Raw genomic sequence first — 21,970 nt, 5'->3', positions numbered from 1 at the left:
ATTGCCGCTCCCTGAGATAAAAATTCTACGGCGAATTCGAAAAAAGTCTTGATTACGACAAGGTTTTTTCTTATCTCCACGTCAGCCCAAAGTCGCACGTGCCCATGGGTGTCCGCCGATCCCTCGTTTGGTGAGGAATTGGTAAGGTACCTGGAACTAACCCCTCCAGTCGCTATCCCGGCCAACCGGAAATGCGAGGACATTCGAAGCAACGACGGTGCGGGCCTTTTTGTTCTCTGCCGGCTTTCCATCAGCCGGGGTTACTGAAGAGGCACACCATCATTGCCGGACGTGCGGTAGGTTCTCCTTCCAATCAATGGCAGACAAAGCGGATCGAAGCTCTTGGCGGAGCGTTGATCCATCATTCGCGCATCGTGCGCATGTCTGGATCCGGGGTCTCCACCGGCTGGTTCCAGGACGTGAGCACGTATGTCCTTTGTCCTCCACGTTTTCGTGGAGCGTACCTGATTGGGGATAGAACCATGACGACTGCACGCATCATCGACTTTTTGAACACCCGACGTCCCGAAGGCCCATGCCTTGTGGTTGACCTCGATGTCGTGCGCGACAATTTCAAGGCTTTCCGTCACGCCCTGCCGGACAGCTCGATCTACTATGCCGTCAAGGCAAACCCGTCGCCGGAAATCCTGCGCCTGCTCGCCTCGATGGGCTCCAACTTCGATTGCGCCGGCGTGGCCGAAATCGAAATGGCGCTCGACGCCGGTGCGACCGCTTCGCGCATCTCCTTCGGCAACACGATCAAGAAGGAACGTGACATTGCCAAGGCGCATGCGCTCGGCGTCTCGCTGTTTGCCGTCGACAGCCATGAGGAAGTCGAAAAGATTTCTCGTGCCGCTCCCGGCGCCCGCGTATTCTGCCGTGTTTTGACCGATGGCGAAGGCGCCGAATGGCCGCTGTCGCGCAAGTTCGGCTGCGTGCCGCAGATGGCCGTCGACGTTCTCGTCTACGCGCATCAGCTCGGTCTCGTTTCGCACGGCGTCTCGTTCCATGTCGGTTCGCAGATGACCAAGGTCGATGCCTGGGATTCGGCTCTTGCCGATGCCAAGCGCGTCTTCGTGCAGCTGGCCAAGCAGGGCATCGAGCTGAAGATGGTCAACATGGGCGGTGGTTTTCCGACCAAGTACCTGCGCGACGTGCCGTCGGCGGAAGCCTATGGCAAGGCGATCTTCTCGTCGCTGCGCAAGCACTTCGGCAACAACATTCCGGAGACCATCATCGAGCCGGGCCGCGGCATGGTCGGCAATGCCGGCGTGATCAAGGCGGAAGTCGTCCTGATCTCGAAGAAGTCGGACAACGATAACCACCGCTGGGTGTTTCTCGACATCGGCAAGTTCGGCGGTCTCGCCGAAACCATGGACGAGGCGATCCGTTATCCGATCCGCACCATCCATGACGCCGACGAAATGGAGCCTTGCGTTCTGGCTGGCCCGACCTGCGATTCGGCCGATGTGATGTACGAGAAGAACATGTATCCGCTGCCGGTCACGCTGACGATCGGCGACGAGGTTCTGATCGAAGGCACCGGCGCCTACACGACGACCTATTCGGCCGTCGCCTTCAACGGTTTCGACCCGCTGAAGTCTTACGTCATCTGATTGGCGTTATCTGACAAGTCTGCTCCGGGTTAAACCGGAGCAGCCAATTCACAATTCGTTATAACCGCCGCTTATCACGGTATTGGGTACGGGAGGCCAAAATGGCCGCTGTTCTTGATTCTGTTCGCGCCTTCTTTGCGCAGAATGCTTTCACCATCGACACCGAAAATCCGGGCGACGTCGTCGCGCGTGAAAACCTGCTTGACCGTGCCATGGGCCCGAACCGCCGCCGCAAGTCGTCCGAGACGCTGCGCCGCGGCCGCGTACCGGCCGAAGGCCTGGCTCTGGTTGCCCGCGATGCGGATGGTCATGTCATCGGCACGGTGCGCCTGTGGAATGTCGAAGCCGGCGTTAGCCGCGACGGTGTGCCGATCGAAGCCCTGATGCTTGGACCGCTGGCTGTCGATGGCCACCATGAGGGCAGGGGTATCGGCGGTGCGTTGATGCGCGCGGCCATCGGTGAGGCAAAGAGCCGTGGCCACGGCGCCATCCTGCTGGTCGGCGATGCACCTTATTACGAGCGTTTCGGTTTCTTTGCCGCCAAGGCGCGCCATCTGGTGATGCCCGGTCCGTTCGAGCGTGACCGCTTCCTGGCGCTGGAATTGAAAGAGGGCTGGCTGGACGGCGCTGCCGGCATGCTGGTCGGCAGCGGTCGCAAGCTCGCCATGCCGCGTTTGCGGCGCGCTGCTTGATAATGGGGGTGCCGTGTCTTCAGGGCATGGCATCCCTGTTCAGAAGGAACCGCTGACGCGCGCGGTGATCTCGCTGCCCTTGTAGTTTGCGCTCGGGTCTGCCTCCGTCTGTTTGACATGGGCATAGCCGATTTCGAATTGCGGTGATTTTTCCTGTCCGAGCGTCAGCTTCGCCGACACGTTCCTCGTTGTGCGGTCGTAAACATAATAGATATATTCGCTTTCGGTTCGACTATACGCGAGCGTGATTTTCGCCCACGGATTGAGCTGGCGCGACACCGAGATCTTGTAGCTGTCGACGATTTCCGCCAGCGCATCGTCGATATCGCCAATGGCGATGTCATGTTTGTAGGCGGCGGCGAATTCGAGGTCGGCGAAGGTTGTCCATTTGGCTTCCCCGCGCAGATAGGGTCTGCTTTGCCGGTTGCCGTGACTGAGGTCGTCGCTTGAGAGCACGATAATGCCAGCTTCTGCGATCAGTGACAGGCCAGCGCCGAATTCTTTGCCATAGGCGAGGGAGCCGCGCAAAGTCGATGCCGGAAAGCGGGAGTAGATGGCCTGTTCGTCCTTGTTGATCATCGATTGGTTATACTCGAGACAAAAACACAGTTCGCCGCCCTTTGCCGAGGCGTAGTGGTTGACACCAAGTGTCAAAAGCCCGACGTCCGGATCCAGTTTTGCCGGCTTCAAAAGGTCGATCGTGAAGTGCGCGTCGCCTTTGCGCAACTCGGCTATCTTTGCTGTGAAAGCCGTCTTGCCACCAAACGCAGTGGTTGTAATCTTGCCGCCGGCCTGAACGGCGCTGTCGACGGCCCGGTATCCGATGATGTTTCCCGGAAGTTGCAGGAAGACGTCTCCGGAGCTGTTGCGGATATAGGACGTCTCCAACTCCAGCACTGTATCTTTTCCGAGTTGCTGTGCATATCCCAGGTTGAATCCGGTTTCGTGCGTGTCACCGAACCGATAGGCACCGGTCCGCAGCTCCTTCTGATATATTCCATAGCTGAGCTTTGCACCGTCTTGACCGATCGTCCCCTTCAATTTGAGGGATCCCTCCCAGAATGGGCCAGAAAGTGGTTCCGGACTCTCCAAAAGATTGCTCGAATATCCCTGCTTGGTCCAATATTCGATGGTTGGTTCGCTATGCGCCACCGATGCCAAAGGCACGATTGCCATAGACACCGCAATGATCAGCAATAGGCGCATCCGCCGTTTCCTCAACGCAAGGTTTCTTAAGGGCAGTCTGCATTTAGATGGTTAAATAACTCCTAGGGTTGCTGGCGGCCTATAGTCATGTGCGCGTAAAAGAATGCATATGTCTAGTTATTCGCCCTATGAGAGAAAATCTTAAAGTTGTATTTATTATGGTTAACAATTTATGATGAATATCATCTTCGCTTGAGTGTTTTGATTTCAGGCATATCCTTCTGGTTGTGCACAAGGGATGCACATCCAACGGAGGTAACACCATGAGCTTCAAGTCCGCATTCATCGCATTCGTCTCTCTCGCAGCTGTCGCAGCAACGGTTTCGCCGGCTTCTGCCGGTGGCCTGTCGCTCAACCTCTTCAATGGCAAGAACAACGGCATCGCCAATGGCGGTATCGTCATTGCGCCGGCCGTGGGCGTCGGTGACGTTCTCTCCGGCAACAACATCCTCAACAACGCGCTGAACGGCAATGGTGTCAGCGTCCTGAGCGGAATCCTGTCGGGCAATGGTACCGATCTGGACCTCGGCCTCGGTATCCTCTCTGGTGGCGGCGGCAAGAAGCGCCGTTGACACTTGAGGCGCAGGGAGAGGTGTAGCCCCGCCTCTCCCTGCGGCCAAAAATATCTGACACGACTGACGGTGGATGATATCGAAACGGTATCGTCCACCGTTTCTTATTGTAGGCGATATTTGACACGGCTCACATAATGAATTACACGCCGCGGCAACGGGTGAGAGCCCCGGCCGTCCGCAAGCTTCAAGCTTTTGGTGAAGTCTCTCGTTCCCATTTTCGGTCGTCCATCATATGGCGTGCGAACGGTGGCAAGGCGGGCTCCCTCCGAATGACTGCACGCTCCATGTTGGAGACTTGAAGATGCGCGGATCGGTCCCGCTACCCTCACTCGATGCCCTGAAAGACCAGGCGAAGCGGTTGCGCGCCGGTTTGGCTGTTGACGGCCGGGACATCACCCACTCGAAATCGCTGGAGCTTCTGGCCGCGCAATACGGTTTTCGCGACTGGAACACGCTGCATGCGATGGTCGGCAACCGGCCGCCGCTCAATCCATGGATGCTCGGCTCGCGCGTCAGGGGCCACTATCTCGGCCAGCCGTTCGAGGCGAAAATCCTCGGTGTCCAGGCCATCACCGCCCAACCTGGGCGTTACCGGCTGATACTGGATTTCGACGAGCCCGTGGATGTCGTGACTTTCGATAGCTTCTCGGCCTTCCGAAAGCGGGTCCAGTGCACGATCGACGAAACCGGCCGGACGGTCGAGAAAACCTCGAACGGACGGCCGCAGGTGGAATTGATGTGGTGAGCCGGTGCGGGACATGTGTGGTGCACTGATCCGCGCCACACATGCAATGGACATCAGCCCGCGATATCGACCACGCCGCTGTCGCCGGCTTCACTGCCGAAGGCCAGCTGGCGGCCGGTCTTGTTCCAGGCCATGGCGGTGATCGCCCCCTTGCCGGGGCGGCGAAGGAGGACTTCCTTGCTGTCGGTAAAGCGGACTACCATGATCATGCCGTCGGCATAGCCGATTGCCGCGATCTCCTCGGCCGGATGGCAGCAGACCTGCGTCACCATGATGTTGGCGCGGGTGCCGAGCTCAAGCGGCGCCTTGCCCATCGGGCCGTCCTTGGCCTGGAACGGCCAGACGATCGCGGCAGGCGCGCCGGATGATGCGAGCCATTTGCCCTTGGCCGACCAGGAAACGGACTTGATCTTGGCCGGATAGCCGGTCATGCGCATATGCCGCGTCTCGGCGCCGGGTTTGGTGTCGAGCTTCCAGCCGTGCAGTGCGTTTTCCTGCATCGAGGTGACAACGAAGCGTCCGTCGGGCGAGAAGGTCACGCCAGTATGCGCGCCCTTCCATTCGAGATCGACCGGCTGACCGGCGATTCCCACCCAATGCAGCGACACGCCGTTATAGCGGGCAACAGCAATCCGCAGGCCCTTCGGCGCAAAGGCGATGCCTTCGACCGTGCGCTCCTCGGTGAAATCCTTGACGGTGCCGTCCGCCAGCCTGACATGCGCCGTCTTGCCATAGGCATAGGCGACCGCACCTTGCGGCCCGGCGGCGACCTGAGAAATCCATTTGCGGGGCACATTGGCGATTTCGCTCGCCGTGCCATCCGCCCGAATACGCAGCACCTTGCCGTCCTCACCGCCGGTCAGCAGCGTCTCGGTCGCGTCGTCGCGAATGCACGACAGCAGACCTTCATGCGCTTCCACGGTCTTGTGACCATGATCGAGGCGATGGATGAGGCCGGAGGATTCGGCGAAAAACGGCACGTCGCCGAGAAAGGCCACGCCGGCGACATGGCCTTCGAGATCAAGGGGGGCAACTGTGGGCATCAGGCAGGCTCTTCTTTTGATATGGCTTTCCAATGTTCCGAATGGAAGCTCAGGTTTGTCTTCCAGCTCTTTGCATTGAAATACAGGGTCATCAACTCAAATCCGTCCTCTTGGTAGGGCAGCCATGAAACCAGAATGCGTTCACGGCCGAGGTCGATATCCGGCGCGATCGCGGTCATCTCGATGAAATGCCCCGCTGGCTGGGCCAAGAGGATACGGATTTCCGCCGGGCGTGGTTGTATCATTCTATCGCGCGCATTTTCCAGCGCTTGATTTGGATCATACGGCTCCTCTTCATCGAGGAGGCTGTACGAAGAGATAACGCTGGCGCCATCAGCCGGCATTGGCTGATCAACAGAGGAAAACCGGAACCACTGGTCCCAGTTTTCCAGCAGCCAGCCCGCGGACAGGCCGCCATGCTCGCTTCGGCTCTCGCTCGGAAAAATGCAGAACGTCTGGCCGGACTTGTGACCTGAGACAACCATAAGACCGGGGCCGCAATCATCATCGGGTGGGTCGAAGACGAGCAGATCGACGGGCCCCGAGCCCGGTCCAAGATCATAGTTTTCGGGCAGCCGAAGAACGTCACCGATCTCCAGTTCGAATCCTCTTAGATCCTGAAGCGGTGTCGCCATTCAAGCCGCGCAGGCGTTGAAAGTGCGCTCCAGCTTTTCCTTGTCCAATTCGCGGCCGATGAAGACGAGGCGGCTTTCGCGCTTCTCGCCATCCTTCCAGGCGCGCTGGTGATCGCCTTCGATGATCATGTGAACGCCCTGGACGACATAACGGTCGGCGTCGCCCTTGAAGGCAATGATGCCCTTGAGCCGCAGGATATTCGGGCCTTCCGTCTGGGTGATCTTCTGGATCCACGGGAAGAAGCGGTCCGGGTTCATCTCGCCGCCGCGCAGCGAAACGGATTGCACCGTCACGTCATGGATCGGCGAGGGGGCGTGATCGTGGTGATGGTGGTCGTGCCCGTGATGATCATGATCATGGTGGTGATGGTCGTGATCGTGGTGATGATGATCGTGGGTGCAGTCCGGGCCGCAGGCATGATCATGGTCATGGTGATCGTCGTGGTCGAGGAAGTGCGGCTCGTTTTCCAGCGCCCGTTCCAGATTGAAGGCACCCTGGTTGAGGACTTTGGTCAGGTCGATGTTGGAGCGCTCGGTGCGGTGGATGCGGGCGGACGGGTTGATGGCGCGCACGGTCGCCTCGATCTTCGCCAGCTCTTCCGGCGTGACGAGGTCGGTCTTGTTCAAAAGCACGACATCGGCAAAGGCGATCTGGTCCTCGGCCTCGCGTGAGTCCTTCAGGCGCAGCGGCAGGTGCTTGGCATCGACCAGCGCGATAACGGCGTCGAGCTCGGTCTTGGCGCGCACGTCGTCGTCCATGAAAAAGGTCTGGGCGACGGGTACCGGATCGGCAAGGCCGGTGGTTTCGACGATGATCGCATCGAAGCGGCCGGGGCGGCGCATCAGGCCTTCGACGACGCGGATCAGGTCGCCGCGCACCGTGCAGCAGACGCAGCCATTGTTCATCTCGTAGATTTCTTCGTCGGATTCGACGATCAGGTCGTTGTCGATGCCGATCTCGCCGAACTCGTTGACGATGACGGCGTATTTCTTGCCGTGGGCTTCCGTCAGGATGCGGTTGAGCAGCGTCGTCTTGCCGGCGCCGAGATAGCCCGTGAGCACGGTGACGGGAATGGGCTTGGCAGCTGTGGATGCTTCGGTCATGGGAGCCTCGGAAATTTTTGACGCCTTCCGGCATGGGGTTGGTGTTGATATAGGAGATGGAAAGCGCCAGCGCAAATGCCGGCATGATCTTCATGTTGCTTTTTCCGGATCAGGGACAGGAGGCGATTGCCGGTTGTTACCGGAGGATCGAAAGATCGAAGGCTGCGACATCCTCCAGCAACTCGATGATGCCGGACACCGCATGGGCGACCAATTGCTCGCCCCGTTCAGCCGTAGCAGCGGAAGCATCACCGGCGACACCTTTAGCGTTCAGGTCGGACATCTTCCAGCCGAAGGCATGCGGGCCGTAGGCGCGCAGATGTTTGAAACGATGCGCGAACTCGGTTTGGCGCGACCCGAACCGCACCGCTTTCCCCCTGTCGACATTCTCCGGATACATCGCCAGCATCACCGACGTCTCGATATCGCCGCCGTGAATGTCGATCGCCTTGTCTTCCGGCGAGATCCAGCCATCCGGCTGCCCGAAGCGCGTCCAGCTCGTGGCGACCGCCAGCATGTTGAACCGTGTGCGTGCCTCTGTTGCGACGATCGTCATCAGCGGCGCGTTGCCACCATGGGCATTTAGCATCACGAATTTGCGGATGCCCTTGGCGTTCAAATCCTCGGCAATGCCAAGCCAGCGCCGCACTGCTTCATCGTAATCAAGAGACTGCGTACCTTCGACATCCATATGTTCGATGGAATAGCCGACCGGCTCCGTTGGCAGGAAAGTCGCGGGCAGCGCAGCCGGCATCTGGGCGATGATCCGCGCGACGAGCCCCTCGGCGATCAGCGTATCGGTATCGAAAGGCAGGTGCGGCCCATGCTGTTCATACGCGCCCAGCGGAAGCACGGCGATCCAATCTTCCCGGGCGGTGGGTGGAAGATCGGAAACATTGTCTTTCCAACGCGGTGCCGGGAATGTCATGCTTTTTTTATGCCTTTCGGTTGTACTTGCGGTGGCTGTGTTATTCGAGTCATACAGTGGACAGGTAGCCGCGCAAGAAATTTGGTGGAGGACCGATGGGAAAGAAGAACAAGGCCGAAAAGAAAGCCAAGGGAGGCAAGAAGAAGCATGACGTTGCCGTCCACGCGCAGGATCTCGCGTCGGTGCTGGTGCAGGCGGCCCGGTCGATGCGGACTGTGTTGTCGCGCAATCTGCTCGAAAGCGGTCTTTATGCCGGGCAGGACGGCGTCATGCTGGCGCTGGCTGAGACGGATGGCCTGACGGCCGGCGTTCTGGCGATGAAGCTTGGCGTCAAGGCTCCGACGATGACCCGCACGATCGGCCGCATGGAAGCGCAGGGATTCCTGGAGCGACGGGCCGACGACGAGGATGCCCGCCTGACAAAGGTCTATCTGACCACAAGTGGCCGCGACCGATTGCAGATCATCGGTGAAGCCGGGAAAACCTCGGAAGACATGGCAACCAGAGGTCTCACCGAAAAGCAGATCAAGACACTGATGAAGCTGTTGCGTGCCGTCGACGGCAATCTGCAGAACTCTGCCATCGCGGAGTGAAGCCGGCTCAGGATTGGAGATTGCGACATCAATTTAAAGAGTTTAAAGAGGATTTAAAAATAGCGGTGTCCAGCCGGCGAAATTTAAGGGGGAAACGTGGCGCAGAAGATCAAACTCTCCACCATTGCGGAAACGCTTGGTGTGTCCACGGCCACGGTTTCACTGGCATTGCGCGACAGCCCTCTTGTCGCCGCCATGACAAGGGACAAGATCAAGGAACAGGCCCGCGCGCTCGGCTACATCTATAATCGCCGTGCCGCCAGCCTCCGTACCTCCCGCTCCGGCATCATCGGCGTCGTCGTGCACGACATCATGAACCCGTTCTATGGCGAAATCCTCAAGGCCATCGAGGCTGAACTCGATCGCGACCGGCAGACCTTCATTCTTTCCAACCATTACGATTCCGTCGAGAAGCAGCGCGCTTTCATCGAGACTTTGCTGCAGCTGGGCGGCGATGGCGTGATCATGTCGCCGGCCATCGGCACGCCGCCGGAGGATATCATGCTTGCGGAAGACAACGGCATGCCGGCCATCCTGATCGCCCGTTCGATCGAGGGCCTGGACGTGCCGATCTTCCGGGGCGATGACGCCTATGGCATTTCGCTTGCCACCAATCACCTGATCAGCCTCGGCCATCGCGTCATCGCCATGGTCGGCGGCACCGACCAGACGTCCACTGGGCGCGACCGGTATCAGGGTTATGTCAACGCGTTGCGCAAGGCCAATATCGACGTCGATCCGGACCTGCGCATTCCCGGCCCCCGCTCCATGCAGGGCGGCTTCGAGGCTGCGGTGCATCTGCTTTCCCTGCCGCAGAAGCCAACGGCGGTCGTCTGCTGGAACGATCTCGTCGCCATCGGCATGATGAACGGAATTGCCCGCGCCGGCCTCGTTCCCGGTCGCGATGTGTCGGTCACCGGTTACGACGACCTCGAGGAAGCCTCGATCTCGACGCCAGCACTCACCACGGTCTGGAACGGCCAGTCCGATGTCGGCCGCAGTGCCGCCCGCGCGCTGCTCGACAAGCTCAACGGCAGCCACGAGCCGGACGGTATCCACCTGATCAAGCCCGAAATGCGAATCCGCCAGTCGACTGGACCGCTTCGGCCCAATTCAACCGAATAATCGATCCCATCCCGGAAGGAGCGAATCATGCCGCAAGGCCGCCCCCGTATTCTCGTGCCCGGAAAGATGAGCCAGCGTGTGCTCGATCGCCTGCCGGATCATTTCGAACCGGTCTTCGTCGCTGCCGCCGATCCCGCATTGGTGACGGCGGATCTGGCCACCGGGGTTTCCGGTATCACCGTACAGGGCAAGATCCCTGTCAGTTTCATGGATGCCTTTCCCAACCTCGAAATCGTTGCGAATTTCGGCGTTGGCTATGACGGCATCGATGCCACGCATGCGGCAAAGCGCGGTGTCGTGGTGACAAACACGCCGGACGTGCTGACGGAAGAAGTGGCGGACACGGCGATCGGCCTGCTGCTCAACACCGTGCGCCGGCTTCCTGCTGCCGAACAGTGGCTGCGTCAGGGGCGCTGGGCCAGGGAAGGCGCCTTTGCGCTGTCGCCGCTGACCTTGCGCGGCCGCACTGTCGGTCTTTATGGCCTTGGTCGCATCGGCCTGGCAATTGCCAGACGCCTCGAAAGCTTCGGCGTTTCCATCGCCTATCATACCCGCACACCGCGCGACGGACTTGCCTATACTCATTATCCGACGCTGAAGGGTATGGCCGAGGCGGTCGATACGATCATTGTCATCGTGCCTGGCACCGACAGTACCCGCAGAACGGTGAACGCAGAGGTTCTTCAGGCACTGGGGGCGCAGGGCGTGCTGATCAATGTTGGACGCGGCACCACCGTGGACGAGGCGGCACTTGCCGATGCGCTTCAGCGTGGCGTCATCGCGGCTGCAGGTCTCGATGTCTTCGAGAACGAGCCGTTTGTGCCGGATGCCCTTTTGGCGCTGCCGAACGCCTCGCTGTTGCCGCATGTCGGCTCCGCGTCACAGGCGACGCGAAACGCCATGGCCGATCTGGTCGTGGACAATCTGATTGCCTGGTTTGAAACAGGATCGGCGTTGACGCCGGTGGCAGAGACGCCTTTCAAGCGGAAGACAGCCTAACAGCCTGACGGACTCCGCCGTCAGCCCTTCGTTTTCGCCTCAGCATAGGCGCGCACTGCATCGCCAAATGCCTTAAACAATGTCGATGACGGGCCGTCACGGCCGACCCAGTATTCCGGATGCCATTGCACGCCCACGGCAAAAGCCTTCGCATCGATGACCGACACGGCCTCGATCGTCCCGTCTTCGGCAACGGCCTCGACGGCGAGGCGCGGTGCGGCCTTTGAGATCGCTTGCCGGTGCAGCGAATTCACCTGCACTTCGCCGGCGCCGAGAACGGAAGCAAGGCAGCTTCCTTCCTTGACGATGACATTCTGACGGATGCCGTAGGCCGTATCGAGATCGGATACGTCGGGTTTGCGGTGATCCCAGATGCCGGGCATGTCCTGGATCTCGCTTGCCAGCGTGCCGCCGAGTGCAACATTCAGTTCTTGGATGCCACGGCAGATGGCCAGCAACGGGACGCCGCGCTCCAGCGCGCACCGGATCAGGGGAAGGCTCGTCGCGTCGCGGCCCGGATCGAAGGGGCCGTCATTCTCCGTGGCCTCCTTTCCATACAGGGAGGGGTGCACGTTGGTGCGGGATCCACTGACAAGAACACCGTCCACCCGGTCGAGGATCGCATCGGCATCGTTGCCGTTCTCGAGCGCGGGGACCAGGAATGCCATGACGCCAGAGCCTTCGACGGCGGCGCGGACATATTGATGTGGCGTGGCGTGCCAGACGTTGCCATCGAACGTCCTGAAGTCAGCCGGTATCGCAACAACGGGTTTAGGCATTGCGGGTCTCCACCTGCGGCTCTTCGCTCTCTGTTCCGGGCGAGTCACAGCCTTATGTCAAGTTACCAAGCCATTGCCGCGAGCGGCAGGATAAAGTCAACTCTGTTGGTATTTTGGAGGTGCATCCGACTGTCCGGCTGCGACGGGCAAGATTTGACATATTTTCCTTAGAATTGCAGTAACCATTCCGGCAGTTAATTTATCGGACAACGGTTTGAAGGAATCTCCGCGCTGGAAAATACGAATAACCAGTTCGCGGTTGAATCTATGCATGGTTGCAGAAAAGCAATATGCTTTAGAAATGGCTGCAATACTGGGTTGAAATCTTTCAATAAGGCCGCATCCCGACCGTCAGGCCCAATATATGGGAAGATTTTTTCCGGTAAGCGCTCGAAATCTTTCGTTAAACCCTCGGGAATAACACTTCGCCAAACCGGAGCAGGGGGTTCATGAAATCAAATGAACAGAGCGCTCTTCCGAGCGATGTCTATCTTTCGTTCGTAAGCTCTCTCTACGAATACCGTCAGACACTTTTGATCGGCATGCTGTCGCATGTCGTGACGTTCATGCTCGTCCTGGCGAAAACAGATGACTTCTTTTACCTCGCCTGCGCCGCCTCCATCGTCCTGATCTGGTTCATACGTAGCATCGGCATGCGTCAGTTTGACCGCGAAAACCTGGCAGCGCTGGATTTCAGAGGCATTCGCCGCTGGGAAAACCGTTACAATGCGGGTGCTGTCTGCGCGACCGTCACACTCGGCACGGCCTGCGGATATGCCATTCTCGTCAGCCGGGACCCGTTTGCCGAACTCGCCTGCATTTCCGTTACGCTTGCCACCATGGTTTCTCTCGTCGGACGTAACTACGGCTCGGCGCGGGCTGTCGTCGTCATGTCCCTGTCGGCCTGTGCCCCAATCATCATCGGCCTGCTGGCCCTGATGGACGGCTTCATGGCTTTGCTTGCGCTGCTGATGGTGCCATTCATCCTGACGACCTGGTCGATGGCGCGAGGGGTGCGGGAAACCTTGCACAAAAACGTCCTGGCCGCCCGCGAAATATCGACGATCGCGGGCCGTTTCGATCTCGCCCTCAACAACATGCCGCACGGTCTGTTCATGCTGGATGCCGACAACCGCATCCTCGTTGCCAATCGGCGGGCATGCGAGCTTCTCAATCTGGGTGATCAGGCACACGTCAAGGATTGTCATCTCGATACCGTGTTGCGCTACGGCGTCCGTCACACGTTTCTTGAACAGGATCAGGCAAAGCAGGTTCTGAAACAGCTCGATCACTTGATGAAGGGCATGCAGTCGCGCGCCCTCATCCCGTTTTCGGACGACCTCTTTCTGGAGTTTTCTGCAAGTAGGCGCGCCGATGGCGGCGTCGTGCTGATTTTCGAAGATGTGACGGCGCGTGTGCGGGCGGAAAAGAAAATCCTGCAGATGGTCCGCTTCGATACGCTGACCGGTCTTCCCAACCGCGATTATTTCAGCGAACTGGTGAGCAATGCGCTCGCCGATCGCAAAAGCACCGGCCACGCGGGCTTTATGATCCTCGATGTCGCCGAGTTCAAGCATGTCAACGATACGCGCGGTCACATCGTTGGCGACCGGTTGCTGTGCGCGATTTCGGAGCGGCTGAAGAATGTGACGGGAGACAGGGCGGTTGCCGCGCGCCTGATGGGCGACGAATTCGTGTTGTTCTTTCCAGGCGAGACCAATCGACGCGACCTGGAGGAACGGATACGGACGGTGCACGCCCAGATGAGGGGCTCGTATCTCGCCAGCGGCTTCACGTTCAATATCTTGATGAGCGCAGGTTATGTGATTGCCGATAGTACCGATTTCCGGCTGGAGGATATGCAGGTCAAAGCGGATCTGGCGCTGTTCGAAAGCAAGAGCCGCGACAAGGGAAGCTGCACCGCGTTCGAAGCGGAAATGGACGCGCACTATCTCGACCGGCAGAAGTTGAAGGCCGATCTGCGGGAAGCCCTGGAAACCGATGGCCTGTCGGTTGCCTACCAGCCGATGTTCGTCTCGGACGGGTCGCGCATCGAATGCTGCGAAGCGCTTGCCCGCTGGACCCATCGCGAGCGCGGCCCGGTTTCGCCCATCGTCTTCATCCAGCTTGCCGAAGAAATCGGCGTCGTTTCCGATATTACCCATTTCATGCTGCGGCAGGCCTGTCGCGACTGCCTGACATGGCCGAAGCACATAGCCGTTTCCGTAAACCTCTCTATCCTTGATCTGCGCAACAGCGAAATCGTCTCGATCGTCACGGACATTCTTTCCGAAACGGGGCTGGATCCGTCGCGGCTTCATCTGGAGGTCACGGAGAGCTGCCTGATGGAAGAGGCTGCCAAGGTGCGGTCTATCCTGCAGGAACTGCGCGCATGCGGGATCACCATTGCCATCGACGATTTCGGGACGGGTTACTCGAGCCTCAGCTATCTCGATGCGTTGCCGCTGGATATCATCAAGATCGACCGTTCCTTCGTTCGCAACATCCGCGAGGACGCGCGCCGCTTCAAGCTTCTGCGCGGCATGGTCAATCTGTCGCGTGAACTCGGACTGAAGATCGTCATCGAGGGTGTCGAGACAAACGATCAACTGGCTTTGATCAATGAGTATAAATGCGCCGATCTGGTGCAGGGCTATGTCTTCGCGGCCCCCATGCCGTCCGTGGCGATCGAAAGCCTGTCGGACACTCTCCTGAAAAAGATCGTTGTGCCAAAAAGGCGCAACCGACGCGTCGTCCAGGCGTTCTAGGCCGGTTTTCGGGGCATTTTTCACCCAGGCGTTGATATGCCGAAAGGCTGCTGAAATCATCCGTTGCAAGGTGTTTCGCAGTTAAATCAGGTGTTTATAATTTAGCGTTAATAATCTGTTAACCTTAACAAATGGTTTATGGTTAGCAGTTTATTAAAACATTGTGAGGTGCCTCCGTTTATAAGATGAATGCCCCCTTAACAGGGGCATTTGATGAAATGAAAGCGGAGCAGCAGAACAGGTTTTCAGGGCGACTGCTCGAACTGTTGGACCATGTCGAATATCGCCGGGTGGAATCGGGGGAGGACATGGAGGATGTCGCCCGCATTCGTTTCAAGGCATACAAGATGGCTGACATCCTGCCCCTTTCGGGCACGATGCTCATCGACGACATCGATTTTGACAGTCATGCCTATGTCTTTGGAATCTATTTTGAAGAGCGGCTGATCAGCACGGTGCGGGTTCATCATGTGACGCCCGAGCACCGGGTCAGCTCATCCGGCTCCATCTTCGGCGCGGAGATCGCCAGCTTTCTTGATGCCGGCATGTCGCTGATCGATCCCGTTCGCCTTGCAGCCGATCCGGAAATCCTCAAGGAATTGCCCGCAATCCCCTATCTGACCCTGCGTGTCGCCACCATGGCGTCCGAGCATTTCGACGTCGATCGCTGCCTGTCGCTGGTCAAGCCGCAGCATGCGGCTTTCTACAGGCGTGTTTTCGATGCCGACACGATCGTCTCGCCCCAGAAAAACTGCGGCGACTACAAGATCGATCTGACGTTGCTCGCCGCTCGCGTCCGCGAAATCCGGCCATGGCTCTACACGCGCTTTCCGTTCTTCGATTCGGAGCCGTTCGAGCGGCGCATGATGTTCGGCGAAAGCGGGGCGGAGCGACACACGCCGCTGACCGTCCTGCCGACGGCGCGCCTCGCGCTGACAACACAGAGCCGGTCGCGCGTCCAGGTCTGATCAGGTTTTCACGCCGCTGCAATCGGCTGCGGGCAAACCCTTATGCCGCAGGTGTCCACCTGCGGTTTTCGTTGCGTTTGACTGTGGCTTTGTGTAAGGCCACCTATGTGCGATCGATGCTGCAAGGCACTCGGAAGCGCCTATGATGGATTTGAGACGAGATGCGGTACTCGCCGGTGTAATAGCAGGGCAGAGCGCGGCGGAACTTCAGGGAGATATGGACGATGGCTGAACATCATTCCGGGCCGGCCGAAACAGGTGCGCCGATGGATTATGCCGAACATGAGAAGACCTACAATTTCTTCCTCGAAGCGACGAAGATCCTGACGATTTTCTGCGTCGCGCTGCTGATTGCCATGGCTGCCGGTTTCTTCACCAGCGCCGGCTTCTTCACGGCCCTCGTTCTCTTCATTCTCCTCAATGTCGGCGGCTTCGTGCTGCTGCGCTGATCGGTTTTCCAACGTTTTGACCAAAACGGCACTTGGGAGTGAGGTGCCGGTTTTTCCGTGGCCGGCAATTGGTGGGCCATGGAATGCATGCGCGCCGATAAAGGCTCTGCGCGCGAATATCGAATGTGCGGGAATTTGGGAATCGGCGGTCCGGCCGCGTTCCGAAAACCCGTCTCAGGGAGGAACCTGTGGCAGATACCGTATTCATACCTGTGGAAACCGCCTCTGGTGAAGGCCGCGTTGGCGGTTCTCCCGAGAGTGTCAAGAAGCTGAAGACGCTTGGTTTCGATGTCGTCGTTCAGGCGGGTGCCGGTAACCTGTCGCGCATTCCCGACAGCGAGTTCGAAAAGGCCGGCGCCCGGATCGGTTCTGCTGCCGATGCGGCGAGTGCCGATGTGGTGCTGAAGGTTCGGCGACCTTCGTCCGCCGAAGTCGCGGGCTACAAGTCCGGCGCCATCGTGCTGGCGATCATGGATCCCTATGGCAACGAGCAGGCGCTCGCCGATATGGCCAAGGCCGGTGTTTCCGCCTTCGCGATGGAACTGATGCCGCGCATCACCCGGGCGCAGTCGATGGACGTTCTGTCGTCCCAGGCCAACCTTGCCGGCTATCAGGCCGTCATTGATGCCGCTTGCGAATATGATCGCGCCATGCCGATGATGATGACGGCTGCCGGCACCGTTCCGGCTGCGAAGGTCTTCGTCATGGGGGCGGGTGTCGCGGGCCTGCAGGCGATCGCCACAGCGCGCCGTCTCGGCGCCGTCGTTTCGGCGACCGATGTTCGTCCGGCCTCGAAGGAGCAGGTTGCCTCGCTCGGCGCCAAGTTCATCGCCGTCGAAGACGAGGAATTCAAGGCCGCCGAAACCCAGGGCGGCTATGCCAAGGAAATGTCGGCGGAATACAAGGCCAAGCAGGCCGCGCTGACGGCCGAGCATCTGGCCAAGCAGGATATCGTCATCACCACCGCCCTGATCCCGGGCCGTCCGGCGCCGCGGTTGATCACCCGCGAGATGCTCAAGGCCATGAAGCCCGGCTCGATCGCCGTCGATCTGGCCGTCGAGCGCGGCGGCAATGTCGAGGGTTCCGTGGCCGATCAGGTCGTCGAGGTCGAAGGCGTCAAGGTCGTCGGTTATCTCAACATGCCGGGCCGTATCGCCGCTTCAGCCTCCGCGCTCTATGCCAAGAACCTCGTGACCTTCCTTGAGACCATGATCGACAAGGAGACGAAGACGCTTGCCCTCAATATCGAGGACGAACTGGTCAAGGCGACGATACTGACGCATGGCGGCGCGGTCGTGCATCCGAACTTTGCCGCGGTACCGGCGGCGATCGCAGCAACAGCTTAAAGATTGGAGAGGACGGTTCTCGGGCTTCAGGGAGAAGTGCGACCGTCCAAGGGAGATGTTTGATGGCGAATGAGCTTCTCGACAAGGCGATCGGCGACCTCGACCGGGCGGTCGAAGCGGTGCGCACGGCAGCCGAATATGTGCCGGATGCCGCCGGCAACGTGGTGCACGGCCTGTCCGGCGGCGCGATCGATCCCTTCGTCTTCCAGCTGGCGATCTTCGTGCTGTCGATCTTCGTCGGCTATTATGTCGTCTGGTCGGTGACCCCTGCGCTGCACACGCCGCTGATGGCCGTTACCAATGCGATTTCCTCCGTCATCGTCGTCGGCGCGCTTTTGGCGGTTGGCATTTCGGCGTCCGGCCTTGCCACCGGCTTTGGCTTCGTCGCGCTGATCCTTGCCTCGGTCAACATCTTCGGCGGCTTCCTCGTCACCCAGCGCATGCTGGCCATGTACAAGAAAAAAGAGAAGTGAGGGCCTGAGCCGATGTCACCCAATATCGCAGCCTTCCTCTACCTCGTCTCCGGCGTGCTGTTCATCATGGCGCTGCGCGGCCTGTCGCATCCGACCACCTCGCGCCGTGGCAATATCCTCGGCATGGTCGGCATGGGCATCGCCATTGTCACGACGCTGCTGCTCGCAACCCCGTCCTTCGGCGGTCTGGTGCTGATCATCCTCGGCCTTGCCATCGGCGGCGGGGCGGGCGCCTATATCGCCCGCTCGATCCCGATGACCTCGATGCCGCAGCTGGTCGCCGGCTTCCATTCGCTGGTCGGCCTTGCCGCCGTGCTGGTCGCAGCCTCCGCACTCTATACGCCGTCCTCGTTCGGCATCGGCGAGATCGGCTCGATCCATGCGCAGGCGCTGGTCGAAATGGCACTCGGTGTTGCCATCGGCGCCATCACCTTTACCGGCTCGATCATCGCCTTCCTGAAGCTCGACGGCCGCATGTCCGGCAAACCGATCATGCTGCCCTTCCGGCATGTCATCAATATCGCGCTTCTGGTGCTGATCGTCTTCTTCATCGTCGGCCTTGCCGTCTCGGAAAGCCATTTCGACTTCTGGGCGATCGTCGTGCTGGCCTTAGCGCTCGGCGTTCTGCTGATCGTGCCGATCGGCGGCGCCGACATGCCCGTCGTGGTCTCGATGTTGAATTCCTATTCGGGCTGGGCGGCCGCCGGCATCGGCTTCACGCTCGGTAACCTGGCGCTGATCATCACCGGCGCGCTGGTCGGTTCGTCCGGGGCGATCCTGTCCTACATCATGTGCAAGGGTATGAACCGCTCCTTCATCTCGGTCATCCTTGGCGGCTTCGGTGGCGACGCCGCTGCGGCCGTCAGCGATGACGGCGTGAGCCGCACGGTCAAGCAAGGCTCGGCGGATGATGCGGCCTTCCTGATGATGAATGCGTCGAAGGTAATCATCGTACCGGGATACGGCATGGCCGTCGCACAGGCACAACATGCGGTGCGCGAGCTTGCCGACAAGCTGAAGGAAAACGGCGTCGAGGTGAAATACGCCATCCATCCGGTCGCCGGCCGCATGCCCGGCCATATGAACGTGCTGCTCGCCGAAGCCAACGTGCCCTATGACGAGGTGTTCGAGCTGGAGGATATCAACTCCGAATTCGCCCAGGCCGACGTTGCCTATGTCATCGGCGCCAACGACGTTACCAATCCGGCCGCTCGCGACGACAAGGCCTCGCCGATCTACGGCATGCCGATTCTCGATGTCGACAAGGCCAAGACCTGCCTGTTCGTCAAGCGCTCGCTCGGCTCCGGCTATGCCGGCATCGACAACACGCTGTTCTACAAGGACGCAACCATGATGCTGCTCGGCGATGCCAAGAAAATGACCGACGATATCGTCAAGGCGATGGCGCACTGAGCCTTTAGACGACTGTAAGTCCGATACAGAAATGCCCGCCATCGAGGCGGGCATTTTTGCGACTGGAGGTCAAAGAGGTCAGATCGAAGCCGGAGCCAGCGTCATCTTTTCGACGCCGACGGCGATGTTAAGTCCTTCCTGGACCTGTACATTGACCGGCTGCAGCATGAAGGCCTTGTCCATGCCGCCACCGAGAACCTTGGCTCCGGCACCGGCTGCAAAGCTTGCATCGGCACCAACGCCGTAATATTCGCCGCTTAGCGGGAAGTTGGCGTCGCTGGCGCCGGTCTTTGCCAGGACATCCCAGATCATCACGCTCTTGCCGGTCTGGCCGATATCGATGCCGAATTTCTCGATCTTGCCGTCATAGACCGCAGCGGGGCCACCGGCTGTCGAGGTGTAGGTGCATCTCAGTGCTTTTTCCGACGTAATGATCATGCCAACGCCGCCTTCGGAGCCGCAGACCAGTCGGCCAAGGGTCACATAGTTGGCGGCGCCCGCAGGGACCGTCCATACGGCGGCCAAGGCGGCTGCGGCGATGATTGTGCGTTTCAACATGGTTTTTACTCCTGTTCAGGCCGGCCGCCTGGAAATGCTGGCGGCATATTCGGTCTCGTCGTTCTGTAATGGCGCGCGGCAGATGTCCGATCGTTTCAGGCATCAGCGCGTTGAGGACGACACGATAACGGTCCGCATGGATGATGGTTCCGTTTGCCGCGAACGACCGGCAAGAAAAAACCCGCTGCGGTGGCAGCGGGTTCGGTTTCGTCCGGTAACGTATGTCGGCTTTTTCAGGCGCCGCCAGCCTTGACGCGGGCAAGGCCTGCGCGGGCCGGCTCGTATTTCGTGTCGAGCGACAGTGCATGCGAATAGGACTTGGCAGCCTTCACCTTGTCGCCGCGGCGTTCATAGACCAGCGCCTGGTTGGCCCAGGACTCGGCGATCTTGCCGTTCAGCGTGATGGCGGTGTTGAAGTCCGAAAACGCGTTATCGTCGTCATTCAGGGCGACATAGGAAATGCCGCGGCCGTTGTACGGTTCGGGCGAACTGGGTGACAGCGAGATCGCGGTGGAGAAATCCTCGATCGCCTGCGCGTGCTGCTTGCGGGCCTGATAGATCAGGCCGCGATTGTGATAGGCGCGCGGATCCGTGGTGTCGAGTTCGATCGCCTTGTTGAAATCGGCGAAAGCCTGATCCAGCTGGCCGGCCTGGCGATAGAGATTGCCGCGGCCGATGAAGGCGACGTCATAGCGCGGGTTGAGCTGCAGAGCTGCGTTGTAGTCGGACTGCGCCGCGGACTGGTCGCCCATGTTGCGCTCGACCAGAGCCCGGTTGGCATAGGCCTGGTAGAATCGCGGGTTGAGTTCGAGCGCCTTGTTGAAATCCGCGAGAGCCCGGCGGAATTCGCCGGCGCGACCATAGGCTGAACCGCGAACGTTGTAGCCTTCAGGATCGCTCGGATTGGCAGAGATCACGGCAGACAGCGAGGCGATGTTCTCCTCGGAGCCTTGCGCCCGCTCGACCCGCATCACATTGCCCGATGTATCCCCGGTCGTGCAGCTGGAAAGCATCAGCGCTCCGGCTACGGCCAGCATGGATACGACGGTGAAACCGCGTGTGCTGGCACGCCCGGTGTTGATGCCGGTGTGGTCGGAAAAATCCGCAGTCCTGGCAGTCGATGTCAAGATCGATCCCTCAATTAAGCGAAGCCTCTTGGCATGCCCCGCGCCTGAAGCGGCAGATCGGGCCAGCATGCACAGTTTCAAAGTCGAGGAGCACATCAGATGCACCACTGTGGGTGCCGGCTCCATGTCCGAAGACAGTGTAGCACGCTATGCGCGCTGGTCGCATGCATCCGGCTTCATATCCGGTCGCATCGCGTTTGAATCGGATGCCGGGCATCGTTTCAAACAGAAAAAGCGGTGGCGACCATGTCGCCCCCGCCTGAATTACGCGTCTGATGCGCCGAGAGCGCTGATCAGCGTGCCGGAGGAGCCGCAGCAGGGCGACCGCCGCCGGTGACGATGCCACCTTCGCGCTGTGCACGCTTGCGAGCCAGCTTGCGAACGCGGCGAACGGCTTCAGCCTTTTCGCGAGCGCGCTTCTGGGAAGGCTTCTCGTAGTAATCACGCATCTTCATTTCGCGGAAAATGCCTTCGCGCTGCATCTTCTTCTTGAGTGCGCGAAGCGCTTGATCGACGTTGTTGTCGCGGACTAGTACCTGCACGTTAATCCCGTTCCTTTGGTTTCGAGTGATGCCTCATGAAGTCAGGTCAACGAGGCAAAAAAATAAGGTTCGCGGAGCCCGAAGGCTTTACGATTGAAAGAGCGGATACCAGATCGGTTGTTCAAAGTCCAGCCGCGAGTTGGTCTCGATGACTGAAAATTGCCTGGACCCCGTGTTTCTTCCATCTGAGCCGTGGGACTTGTGTTCACGCGGCGTCGTGTCGGTCTTGGTGTATAGTGTTCCAGCCGATGTGCAATGCCTTTATGATGCCGGGGTGCATATGATG

The 21,970-nt window shown here is 59.5% G+C and carries 23 protein-coding genes; 14 read left to right on the top strand and 9 right to left on the bottom strand.

The genetic code is table 11. From position 1 onward, the window contains the following. The first annotated feature begins 482 nt into the window (after positions 1-482). A complete protein-coding gene (gene odc2 / locus J2Z75_RS13155) occupies positions 483-1,616 on the top strand; it encodes an ornithine/lysine decarboxylase (RefSeq protein ID WP_209852985.1) in 1,134 nt (377 codons plus the stop codon). Positions 1,617-1,717: 101 nt separating this feature from the next. After that, positions 1,718-2,308, top strand: coding sequence for a GNAT family N-acetyltransferase (locus J2Z75_RS13150; protein WP_209852983.1), 591 nt, complete (start codon positions 1,718-1,720; stop codon positions 2,306-2,308). A gap of 39 nt (positions 2,309-2,347) precedes the next feature. On the opposite strand, the gene J2Z75_RS13145 is transcribed toward J2Z75_RS13150, so the two are convergent. Continuing rightward, the gene (locus J2Z75_RS13145) at positions 2,348-3,505 is read right to left on the bottom strand and encodes a hypothetical protein (protein ID WP_209852981.1); all 1,158 of its coding nucleotides are present in this window, start codon (positions 3,503-3,505) and stop codon (positions 2,348-2,350) included. Between the two features lie 272 nt (positions 3,506-3,777). Here J2Z75_RS13145 and J2Z75_RS13140 point away from each other — a divergent pair, with 272 nt between their 5' ends. Beyond that, a complete protein-coding gene (locus tag J2Z75_RS13140) occupies positions 3,778-4,086 on the top strand; it encodes a hypothetical protein (RefSeq protein WP_209852979.1) in 309 nt (102 codons plus the stop codon). Between the two features lie 304 nt (positions 4,087-4,390). Beyond that, entirely contained in the window at positions 4,391-4,834 is a 444-nt protein-coding gene (locus tag J2Z75_RS13135) for a glyoxalase superfamily protein (protein WP_209852977.1), read from the top strand. Positions 4,835-4,887: 53 nt separating this feature from the next. Here J2Z75_RS13135 and J2Z75_RS13130 read toward each other — a convergent pair whose 3' ends face one another. From J2Z75_RS13130 to J2Z75_RS13115, 4 genes are all read right to left on the bottom strand, one after another. Next, the gene (locus tag J2Z75_RS13130) at positions 4,888-5,877 is read right to left on the bottom strand and encodes a WD40 repeat domain-containing protein (protein ID WP_209852976.1); all 990 of its coding nucleotides are present in this window, start codon (positions 5,875-5,877) and stop codon (positions 4,888-4,890) included. After that, the gene (gene imm45 / locus J2Z75_RS13125) at positions 5,877-6,512 is read right to left on the bottom strand and encodes an Imm45 family immunity protein (RefSeq protein WP_209852974.1); all 636 of its coding nucleotides are present in this window, start codon (positions 6,510-6,512) and stop codon (positions 5,877-5,879) included. Before imm45 ends, J2Z75_RS13130 begins: the two co-directional genes overlap by 1 nt. Beyond that, entirely contained in the window at positions 6,513-7,616 is a 1,104-nt protein-coding gene (locus J2Z75_RS13120) for a CobW family GTP-binding protein (protein WP_209852972.1), read from the bottom strand. Positions 7,617-7,752: 136 nt separating this feature from the next. Continuing rightward, a complete protein-coding gene (locus J2Z75_RS13115) occupies positions 7,753-8,544 on the bottom strand; it encodes a creatininase family protein (protein ID WP_209852970.1) in 792 nt (263 codons plus the stop codon). 95 nt (positions 8,545-8,639) lie between these two features. On the opposite strand from J2Z75_RS13115, the gene J2Z75_RS13110 reads away from it, so the two are divergent. From J2Z75_RS13110 to J2Z75_RS13100, 3 genes are all read left to right on the top strand, one after another. After that, positions 8,640-9,137, top strand: a complete 498-nt coding sequence (locus J2Z75_RS13110) for a MarR family winged helix-turn-helix transcriptional regulator (protein WP_209852968.1) — start codon at positions 8,640-8,642, stop codon at positions 9,135-9,137. Positions 9,138-9,233: 96 nt separating this feature from the next. After that, a complete protein-coding gene (locus J2Z75_RS13105) occupies positions 9,234-10,262 on the top strand; it encodes a LacI family DNA-binding transcriptional regulator (RefSeq protein ID WP_209852966.1) in 1,029 nt (342 codons plus the stop codon). 27 nt (positions 10,263-10,289) lie between these two features. Continuing rightward, the gene (locus J2Z75_RS13100; RefSeq protein ID WP_234937320.1) at positions 10,290-11,261 is read left to right on the top strand and encodes a 2-hydroxyacid dehydrogenase; all 972 of its coding nucleotides are present in this window, start codon (positions 10,290-10,292) and stop codon (positions 11,259-11,261) included. 20 nt (positions 11,262-11,281) lie between these two features. On the opposite strand, the gene J2Z75_RS13095 is transcribed toward J2Z75_RS13100, so the two are convergent. Next, positions 11,282-12,040: a gamma-glutamyl-gamma-aminobutyrate hydrolase family protein gene (locus J2Z75_RS13095; protein WP_209852964.1), complete on the bottom strand. Its 759-nt coding sequence runs from the start codon at positions 12,038-12,040 to the stop codon at positions 11,282-11,284. Positions 12,041-12,489: 449 nt separating this feature from the next. Here J2Z75_RS13095 and J2Z75_RS13090 point away from each other — a divergent pair, with 449 nt between their 5' ends. The 6 genes from J2Z75_RS13090 (at position 12,490) to J2Z75_RS13065 (ending at position 19,457) form a co-directional block, all read left to right on the top strand. Then, positions 12,490-14,808: a putative bifunctional diguanylate cyclase/phosphodiesterase gene (locus tag J2Z75_RS13090; RefSeq protein ID WP_209852962.1), complete on the top strand. Its 2,319-nt coding sequence runs from the start codon at positions 12,490-12,492 to the stop codon at positions 14,806-14,808. A gap of 218 nt (positions 14,809-15,026) precedes the next feature. Further along, on the top strand, positions 15,027-15,776 hold the full coding sequence (locus J2Z75_RS13085; RefSeq protein WP_209852960.1) for an N-acyl amino acid synthase FeeM domain-containing protein: 750 nt from the start codon (positions 15,027-15,029) through the stop codon (positions 15,774-15,776). A gap of 224 nt (positions 15,777-16,000) precedes the next feature. Then, entirely contained in the window at positions 16,001-16,225 is a 225-nt protein-coding gene (locus tag J2Z75_RS13080) for an aa3-type cytochrome c oxidase subunit IV (protein WP_209852958.1), read from the top strand. 188 nt (positions 16,226-16,413) lie between these two features. Then, complete coding sequence (locus J2Z75_RS13075; RefSeq protein ID WP_209852956.1) at positions 16,414-17,571, top strand: Re/Si-specific NAD(P)(+) transhydrogenase subunit alpha; 1,158 nt, start codon at positions 16,414-16,416, stop codon at positions 17,569-17,571. Positions 17,572-17,633: 62 nt separating this feature from the next. Continuing rightward, positions 17,634-18,044 carry an NAD(P) transhydrogenase subunit alpha gene (locus tag J2Z75_RS13070; RefSeq protein WP_209852954.1) on the top strand — a complete coding sequence of 137 codons (411 nt, stop codon included), beginning with the start codon at positions 17,634-17,636 and terminating at the stop codon, positions 18,042-18,044. Positions 18,045-18,056: 12 nt separating this feature from the next. Continuing rightward, complete coding sequence (locus J2Z75_RS13065; protein WP_209852952.1) at positions 18,057-19,457, top strand: NAD(P)(+) transhydrogenase (Re/Si-specific) subunit beta; 1,401 nt, start codon at positions 18,057-18,059, stop codon at positions 19,455-19,457. A gap of 78 nt (positions 19,458-19,535) precedes the next feature. On the opposite strand, the gene J2Z75_RS13060 is transcribed toward J2Z75_RS13065, so the two are convergent. Further along, a complete protein-coding gene (locus tag J2Z75_RS13060; RefSeq protein WP_209852950.1) occupies positions 19,536-20,015 on the bottom strand; it encodes a DUF992 domain-containing protein in 480 nt (159 codons plus the stop codon). Between J2Z75_RS13060 and J2Z75_RS13055 the strand changes: the two genes are divergently transcribed. Continuing rightward, entirely contained in the window at positions 19,996-20,268 is a 273-nt protein-coding gene (locus J2Z75_RS13055) for a hypothetical protein (protein ID WP_209852948.1), read from the top strand. The two genes, J2Z75_RS13060 and J2Z75_RS13055, sit on opposite strands and share 20 nt — an antisense overlap. Here the strand turns inward: J2Z75_RS13055 and J2Z75_RS13050 are convergent. Further along, positions 20,249-21,052: a tetratricopeptide repeat protein gene (locus tag J2Z75_RS13050; protein WP_234937343.1), complete on the bottom strand. Its 804-nt coding sequence runs from the start codon at positions 21,050-21,052 to the stop codon at positions 20,249-20,251. The two genes, J2Z75_RS13055 and J2Z75_RS13050, sit on opposite strands and share 20 nt — an antisense overlap. A 383-nt stretch (positions 21,053-21,435) precedes the next feature. Continuing rightward, positions 21,436-21,684: a 30S ribosomal protein S21 gene (rpsU, locus tag J2Z75_RS13045; RefSeq protein WP_209852944.1), complete on the bottom strand. Its 249-nt coding sequence runs from the start codon at positions 21,682-21,684 to the stop codon at positions 21,436-21,438. Positions 21,685-21,970 lie beyond the last annotated feature (286 nt).

It is taken from the genome of Rhizobium herbae (assembly GCF_017873135.1).
In the GTDB taxonomy this organism is placed as follows: domain Bacteria; phylum Pseudomonadota; class Alphaproteobacteria; order Rhizobiales; family Rhizobiaceae; genus Pararhizobium; species Pararhizobium herbae.
This window is presented reverse-complemented; position numbering and strand designations above follow the sequence as displayed.

What these genes read in the sequence shown, in the direction of transcription:
- J2Z75_RS13115 (WP_209852970.1), bottom strand. Translation starts at nt 8,544, where the DNA reads ATGACATTCCCGGCACCGCGTTGGAAAGACAATGTTTCCGATCTTCCA.
- J2Z75_RS13100 (WP_234937320.1), top strand. Translation starts at nt 10,290, where the DNA reads ATGCCGCAAGGCCGCCCCCGTATTCTCGTGCCCGGAAAGATGAGCCAG.
- odc2 (WP_209852985.1), top strand. Translation starts at nt 483, where the DNA reads ATGACGACTGCACGCATCATCGACTTTTTGAACACCCGACGTCCCGAA.
- J2Z75_RS13140 (WP_209852979.1), top strand. Translation starts at nt 3,778, where the DNA reads ATGAGCTTCAAGTCCGCATTCATCGCATTCGTCTCTCTCGCAGCTGTC.
- J2Z75_RS13150 (WP_209852983.1), top strand. Translation starts at nt 1,718, where the DNA reads ATGGCCGCTGTTCTTGATTCTGTTCGCGCCTTCTTTGCGCAGAATGCT.
- J2Z75_RS13090 (WP_209852962.1), top strand. Translation starts at nt 12,490, where the DNA reads ATGAAATCAAATGAACAGAGCGCTCTTCCGAGCGATGTCTATCTTTCG.
- imm45 (WP_209852974.1), bottom strand. Translation starts at nt 6,512, where the DNA reads ATGGCGACACCGCTTCAGGATCTAAGAGGATTCGAACTGGAGATCGGT.
- J2Z75_RS13130 (WP_209852976.1), bottom strand. Translation starts at nt 5,877, where the DNA reads ATGCCCACAGTTGCCCCCCTTGATCTCGAAGGCCATGTCGCCGGCGTG.
- J2Z75_RS13110 (WP_209852968.1), top strand. Translation starts at nt 8,640, where the DNA reads ATGGGAAAGAAGAACAAGGCCGAAAAGAAAGCCAAGGGAGGCAAGAAG.
- J2Z75_RS13065 (WP_209852952.1), top strand. Translation starts at nt 18,057, where the DNA reads ATGTCACCCAATATCGCAGCCTTCCTCTACCTCGTCTCCGGCGTGCTG.
- J2Z75_RS13080 (WP_209852958.1), top strand. Translation starts at nt 16,001, where the DNA reads ATGGCTGAACATCATTCCGGGCCGGCCGAAACAGGTGCGCCGATGGAT.
- J2Z75_RS13120 (WP_209852972.1), bottom strand. Translation starts at nt 7,616, where the DNA reads ATGACCGAAGCATCCACAGCTGCCAAGCCCATTCCCGTCACCGTGCTC.
- J2Z75_RS13070 (WP_209852954.1), top strand. Translation starts at nt 17,634, where the DNA reads ATGGCGAATGAGCTTCTCGACAAGGCGATCGGCGACCTCGACCGGGCG.
- J2Z75_RS13095 (WP_209852964.1), bottom strand. Translation starts at nt 12,040, where the DNA reads ATGCCTAAACCCGTTGTTGCGATACCGGCTGACTTCAGGACGTTCGAT.
- J2Z75_RS13050 (WP_234937343.1), bottom strand. Translation starts at nt 21,052, where the DNA reads ATGCTGGCCGTAGCCGGAGCGCTGATGCTTTCCAGCTGCACGACCGGG.
- J2Z75_RS13135 (WP_209852977.1), top strand. Translation starts at nt 4,391, where the DNA reads ATGCGCGGATCGGTCCCGCTACCCTCACTCGATGCCCTGAAAGACCAG.
- J2Z75_RS13060 (WP_209852950.1), bottom strand. Translation starts at nt 20,015, where the DNA reads ATGTTGAAACGCACAATCATCGCCGCAGCCGCCTTGGCCGCCGTATGG.
- J2Z75_RS13055 (WP_209852948.1), top strand. Translation starts at nt 19,996, where the DNA reads ATGATTGTGCGTTTCAACATGGTTTTTACTCCTGTTCAGGCCGGCCGC.
- J2Z75_RS13085 (WP_209852960.1), top strand. Translation starts at nt 15,027, where the DNA reads ATGAAAGCGGAGCAGCAGAACAGGTTTTCAGGGCGACTGCTCGAACTG.